This is a genomic window from Microcystis sp. LE19-10.1B (assembly GCF_027530565.1).
Lineage (GTDB): Bacteria > Cyanobacteriota > Cyanobacteriia > Cyanobacteriales > Microcystaceae > Microcystis > Microcystis aeruginosa.
Genome location: NZ_JAPZQM010000455.1, coordinates 1 through 4,702, shown reverse-complemented (window position 1 = coordinate 4,702; position 4,702 = coordinate 1). Strand labels below are relative to the sequence as shown.

10 protein-coding genes are annotated in these 4,702 nt (G+C 38.5%); all 10 read left to right on the top strand.

Going from position 1 to position 4,702, the window contains the following annotated elements; all coding sequences use genetic code 11:
* Nucleotides 1-475: 475 nt before the first annotated feature.
* The 10 genes from O9332_RS16690 to O9332_RS16645 all read left to right on the top strand — a co-directional run bounded on the left by O9332_RS16690 (nucleotide 476) and on the right by O9332_RS16645 (nucleotide 4,500).
* The gene (locus tag O9332_RS16690) at nucleotides 476-637 is read left to right on the top strand and encodes a hypothetical protein (protein ID WP_164516999.1); all 162 of its coding nucleotides are present in this window, start codon (nucleotides 476-478) and stop codon (nucleotides 635-637) included.
* 17 nt (nucleotides 638-654) lie between these two features.
* On the top strand, nucleotides 655-843 hold the full coding sequence (locus tag O9332_RS16685; protein WP_002768607.1) for a type II toxin-antitoxin system HicA family toxin: 189 nt from the start codon (nucleotides 655-657) through the stop codon (nucleotides 841-843).
* 11 nt (nucleotides 844-854) lie between these two features.
* Nucleotides 855-1,151: a type II toxin-antitoxin system HicB family antitoxin gene (locus O9332_RS16680; RefSeq protein WP_002763050.1), complete on the top strand. Its 297-nt coding sequence runs from the start codon at nucleotides 855-857 to the stop codon at nucleotides 1,149-1,151.
* Nucleotides 1,152-1,814: 663 nt separating this feature from the next.
* Entirely contained in the window at nucleotides 1,815-2,357 is a 543-nt protein-coding gene (locus O9332_RS16675) for an REP-associated tyrosine transposase (RefSeq protein WP_079205648.1), read from the top strand.
* Nucleotides 2,358-2,727: 370 nt separating this feature from the next.
* Entirely contained in the window at nucleotides 2,728-2,889 is a 162-nt protein-coding gene (locus tag O9332_RS16670; RefSeq protein ID WP_288026501.1) for a hypothetical protein, read from the top strand.
* A gap of 3 nt (nucleotides 2,890-2,892) precedes the next feature.
* Entirely contained in the window at nucleotides 2,893-3,240 is a 348-nt protein-coding gene (locus tag O9332_RS16665) for a Tse2 family ADP-ribosyltransferase toxin (RefSeq protein WP_002763055.1), read from the top strand.
* 8 nt (nucleotides 3,241-3,248) lie between these two features.
* Entirely contained in the window at nucleotides 3,249-3,593 is a 345-nt protein-coding gene (locus O9332_RS16660) for a hypothetical protein (RefSeq protein WP_104396060.1), read from the top strand.
* Between the two features lie 12 nt (nucleotides 3,594-3,605).
* Nucleotides 3,606-3,785 carry a hypothetical protein gene (locus tag O9332_RS16655; protein WP_288026498.1) on the top strand — a complete coding sequence of 60 codons (180 nt, stop codon included), beginning with the start codon at nucleotides 3,606-3,608 and terminating at the stop codon, nucleotides 3,783-3,785.
* An 86-nt stretch (nucleotides 3,786-3,871) separates the two neighbouring features.
* The gene (locus O9332_RS16650) at nucleotides 3,872-4,165 is read left to right on the top strand and encodes a nucleotidyltransferase family protein (protein WP_002768612.1); all 294 of its coding nucleotides are present in this window, start codon (nucleotides 3,872-3,874) and stop codon (nucleotides 4,163-4,165) included.
* A complete protein-coding gene (locus O9332_RS16645) occupies nucleotides 4,162-4,500 on the top strand; it encodes a HepT-like ribonuclease domain-containing protein (protein ID WP_002763044.1) in 339 nt (112 codons plus the stop codon). Before O9332_RS16650 ends, O9332_RS16645 begins: the two co-directional genes overlap by 4 nt.
* Nucleotides 4,501-4,702: the final 202 nt, after the last annotated feature.

The window sequence follows — 4,702 nt, the reverse complement described above, 5'->3', positions numbered from 1 at the left end:
GGTGTATTGTTGGGTTTCGTGCCTCAACCCAACCTACGGTAGAAACCCAACAACCAACACCTAAATCCGTCTGAATCTTTTTGTTGGGTTTCCTTGGGTCTATAGTTGGGTTTCGTGCCTCAACCCAACCTACAGTAGTTTACTTGGGTGTATTGTTGGGTTTCGTGCCTCAACCCAACCTACAGTTTCGTAGGTTGGGTTGAGCGAATAAATATGTTAAAGAAAACCTCTCAATTCTCAGGAAAAGCGAAACCCAACACCCAACACCTAAATCTGTCTGAATCTTTTTGTTGGGTTGCCTTGGGTGTATTGTTGGGTTTTGTGCCTCAACCCAACCTACTTTAGTTTCCTTGGGTGTATTGTTGGGTTTCGTGCCTCAACCCAACCTACGGTAGAAACCCAACAACCAACACCTAAATCCGTCTGAATCTTTTTGTTGGGTTTCCTTGGGTCAACCCAATCGACGATAATTGCTATGATTACTATAATCCGTAGTCGTGGTGATTTATATGCCGAATTAAAACAAACCGAAAAAGCAAAAATTGATCTACAACAAGCAGCCATAATATTCCGCCAACAGAATAATATGGCAACTTATGAACAAGTGATGCAGATTTTACAACAATTAGGGGGGTGAAATAGAAATCATCAATTATGGAAAGTCGAGAAATTATCAAAAAACTGAAGGATGAGGGATGGTATCAAGTAGGTACAACAGGAAGTCATCATCATTTTAAACATCCCCATAAAAAAGGGAAAGTGACTGTTCCTCACCCTAAAAAGGATATTCCCCTTAAAACCCTAATCAGTATCGAAAAACAAGCTGGTATTAAATTACGATAAAGGAGAAATAAATGATTACTTATTTAGCCACCGTTCATAAAGATAACCATAGTGATTATGGGGTACAATTTTATGACTTTCCGGGTTGTATTAGTGCAGGGGAAACCATCGAAGAAGCGAAAAAAATGGCAACTGAAGCCTTAAAAGGTCATATTTCCTTTATGTTGGCAGATGGGGACGAAATTCCCACCCCTAGCACCCTCGAAACCATTTTAACCGACGCGGATCATCAAGATGCGATCGCTTTTCTGCTCATTGAGGTATCAGAAGCTATTTTAAACCATCAGGAATTGTGTGTAAAAAACTAGGTGCAGTCCCTAGCTTGGTTTGAGCGAATAAATATGTTCAAGAAAACCTCTCAATTCTCAGGGAAAGCGAAACCCAACAGCCAACACCTAAATCTGTCTGAATCTTTTTGTTGGGTTTCCTTGGGTGTATTGTTGGGTTTCGTGCCTCAACCCAACCTACTTTAGTTTCCTTGGGTGTATTGTTGGGTTTCCTTACGTCAACCCAACCTACAGTTTTGTAGAATCAATATGTTAAAGAAAACCTCTCAATTCTCAGGGAAAGCGAAACCCAACACCCAAAATCTAAATCTGTCTGAATCTTTTTGTTGGGTTTCCTTGGGTGTATTGTTGGGTTTCCTTACGTCAACCCAACCTACTTTAGTTTCCTTGGGTGTATTGTTGGGTTTCCTTACGTCAACCCAACCTACGGTAGTTTCCTTGGGTCTATTGTTGGGTTTCCTTACGTCAACCCAACCTACTTTAGTTTCCTTGGGTCAACCCAATCGACGGTAATTGCTATGATTACTATATGATTTAAAAAAGAGCGATCATATCGTTTCATAGTTTCGTAGGTTGGGTGGAGGAACGAAACCCAACAAATCCACCAGTTATGCTTTGTTGGGTTTTCCTTTGGTCAATCCAACCGACAAGGGGGATTATGCGCCAGAATAATCAATATTTATTATGCAGTATCGAAGGGCAAAAATTGAGGGAGGAACTTACTTTTTTACCCTTGTCACTCACAAGCGTAAAAAATTCTTGTGCGAACCAGAAAATATCTCCCTCTTGCGAGAAGCATTTCGCTACGTTATGCAACGTCACCCATTCACAATCGATGCCATTGTCATTTTACCCGACCACCTGCACTGCATTTGGACTTTACCCGAAGGTGATGCCAATTTTTCCACTCGTTGGCGTTTAATAAAAAGCTATTTTAGTCGTAACTGCGATTCACAATATCACGGAAAAATGACTACTTCGAGAGAGAATAAAAAAGAACAAACTATCTGGCAAAGACGGTTCTGGGAACACTTAATCAAAAACGAGCAAGATTTCATTTGTCATGTAGATTACATCCATTATAATCCCGTAAAACATCGATTAGTTAATGCTCCTTCAGCTTGGGAATATTCCAGTTTTCACCGTTATGTTCAACAAGAAATCTATCAGATTGACTGGGGCGCAAATGAAGAAATCATCTTTCCGACGCAGGTTGGCTATGAATAGAGCGATCGCATTGTTTCCTAGGTTGGGTCATCGGAACGAAACCCAACACCCAACACCTAAATCCGTCTGAATCTTTTTGTTGGGTTTCCTTGGATCTATTGTTGGGTTTCGTGCCCAACCTACGGTAGTTTGCTTGGGTGTATTGTTGGGTTTCGTGCCTCAACCCAACCTACAAAACTGTAGGTTGGGTTGAGCGAATAAATATGTTAAAGAAAACCTCTCAATTCTCAGGAAAAGCGCAACCCAACACCCAAAATCTAAATCTGTCTGAATCTTTTTTTTGGGTTTCCTTGGGTCTGTTGTTGGGTTTCCTTACGTCAACCCAACCTACTTTGGTTTCCTTGGGTCAACCCAATCGACGATAATTGCTATGATTACTATAATCCGTAGTCGTGGTGTTTTATATGCCCAATTAAAACAAACCGAAAAAGCAAAAATTGACCTAGAACAAGCAGCTATAATATTCTACCAGCAGGATAATATGGCAACTTATGAAAAGGTGATGCAACTTTTACGCGAATTAGGGAGGTGACAAATGATAAAAACACCCGTTGATTTATACCGTAGAGGTAATGCTACATCTCCCAGAATGGATCATGTTCGTCCTAACAAAGATATTGCTATCTATGAAAATAATGGGCAAATATGGGTAAAAGAAACCCTTGTTGATGGACAAACACCGGGGGGAATTTCGACCTTTTCCGTTCAGGGAATAGGAAACAACTGGTGGAAACTAGATCGGGGAATTTCTATTCCCAGTGAGCTAGAATTAATTAATGATCGAGGTAATCACTGGTTATGGAAACCCTTATTTCCCATGTCAATAGAAACCTATCAACAAGCCTTAAGGGTAATTGGTGAATTTTTTTATCGTGTAAGTTGAGGTAAACTATGAAAACTCTATCATTTAAAGACATCCAATTTATTATCGAAGCTCTCGAATCCCTTCTCAAAAATTATAGTGACCGTATTCAACAAATAGAAGCTCTCGAAAACTATGAAGATGAAATTTCAGACTTAAGTAATGATTCTCTATTTTTACAAGAATTAATTACTGACTTACAAAATCAACAAACACAAGAATTGGCTCTACTTGTGCCGGAATTTGATTTGCAAAAAATGACTTTACAAACATTAATTAAACAAGGAAAAAACCTGTCAATTGAGGAAAAATTAATCTTAGTGGAATCTCTAACTTCATCAATCCGCGAAGAATATAATCTAATGCGAACCTGAAATGAGAAATCAATGATTACTTATTTAGCCATCGTTCATAAGGTCCGTAGTCGTGGTCTTTTATATGCCCAATTAAAACAAACCGAAAAAGCAAAAATTGACCTACAACAAGCAGCTATAATATTCTACCAACAGAATATTATGGCAACTGATGAAAAGGTGATGCAATTTTTGCAGCAATTAGGGCAATAAGTGGGGGGGTGAGTTATCAGTATTTAGTTTTTTCTAGTCTAGTCTGTTAATTGTTCATTAAAAACCTTCGGGAGGGATGTTATTTTATGACCTTAAAACAACTCATACAAGACAAACGAGAGGATATCCTACAAATTGCCACCAAACATGGTGCTTTTAATGTGCGTGTATTTGGTTCCGTTGCTAGAGGAGAGGAAACCGAAAATAGTGATATTGATTTTTTAATTGATTATGATTTAGCTAAAACATCCCCTTGGTTTCCCGGTGGATTATTAGTTGATTTAGAGGCTCTCTTAGGGTGTAAAGTGGATGTAGTAACTGAAAAAAGCCTTCATCATCTAATTAAACAGCGAATCTTAAAGGAGGCAATTAAGTTATGAATGAAGATCGAGTTTATCTTGAATATATTTTAGACTGTATTGATAAAATTAAGGACTATTCCCAAGGAGGAAAACAGGAGTTTTTTGCTAATTCAATAATCAGCGATGCTATCATTAGACGCTTACAAACTTTGGCAGAATCAACTCAAAGGCTTTCGGAGGAATTAAAGGCAAATATTCCCAATGTTGACTGGCGTAATATTTCTGGTTTTAGGAATATTTTAGTACATGATTATTTAGGGGGAATTGACCTTAATACAGTTTGGGAGGTGGTAGAGAATTATTTGGATGATTTAAGAGAACAGATTTTAAGGCATCTAGAATCAGTTTCTTAGGTTGGGTTGAGCGAATAAATAAGTAGGTAGGCGTTAAAAGTTGTCAGACACCCCCCTTATCAAGCTATCCCTTATAGGGATCTTTCTTAACAATTTTTGCAGTAAGCACTCCAACCCTTATCCTGACTTGATTTCAGTTTTTTCTTTGTCAGTAAGGGTGTCAACAAGGAATATTACAAATTGTTAACCGAGTCTTGAAAGC

Excerpts from the sequence above, each read along its gene's own strand:
- O9332_RS16690 (WP_164516999.1), top strand. The coding sequence starts at position 476 with ATGATTACTATAATCCGTAGTCGTGGTGATTTATATGCCGAATTAAAA.
- O9332_RS16685 (WP_002768607.1), top strand. The coding sequence starts at position 655 with ATGGAAAGTCGAGAAATTATCAAAAAACTGAAGGATGAGGGATGGTAT.
- O9332_RS16680 (WP_002763050.1), top strand. The coding sequence starts at position 855 with ATGATTACTTATTTAGCCACCGTTCATAAAGATAACCATAGTGATTAT.
- O9332_RS16675 (WP_079205648.1), top strand. The coding sequence starts at position 1,815 with ATGCAGTATCGAAGGGCAAAAATTGAGGGAGGAACTTACTTTTTTACC.
- O9332_RS16670 (WP_288026501.1), top strand. The coding sequence starts at position 2,728 with ATGATTACTATAATCCGTAGTCGTGGTGTTTTATATGCCCAATTAAAA.
- O9332_RS16665 (WP_002763055.1), top strand. The coding sequence starts at position 2,893 with ATGATAAAAACACCCGTTGATTTATACCGTAGAGGTAATGCTACATCT.
- O9332_RS16660 (WP_104396060.1), top strand. The coding sequence starts at position 3,249 with ATGAAAACTCTATCATTTAAAGACATCCAATTTATTATCGAAGCTCTC.
- O9332_RS16655 (WP_288026498.1), top strand. The coding sequence starts at position 3,606 with ATGATTACTTATTTAGCCATCGTTCATAAGGTCCGTAGTCGTGGTCTT.
- O9332_RS16650 (WP_002768612.1), top strand. The coding sequence starts at position 3,872 with ATGACCTTAAAACAACTCATACAAGACAAACGAGAGGATATCCTACAA.
- O9332_RS16645 (WP_002763044.1), top strand. The coding sequence starts at position 4,162 with ATGAATGAAGATCGAGTTTATCTTGAATATATTTTAGACTGTATTGAT.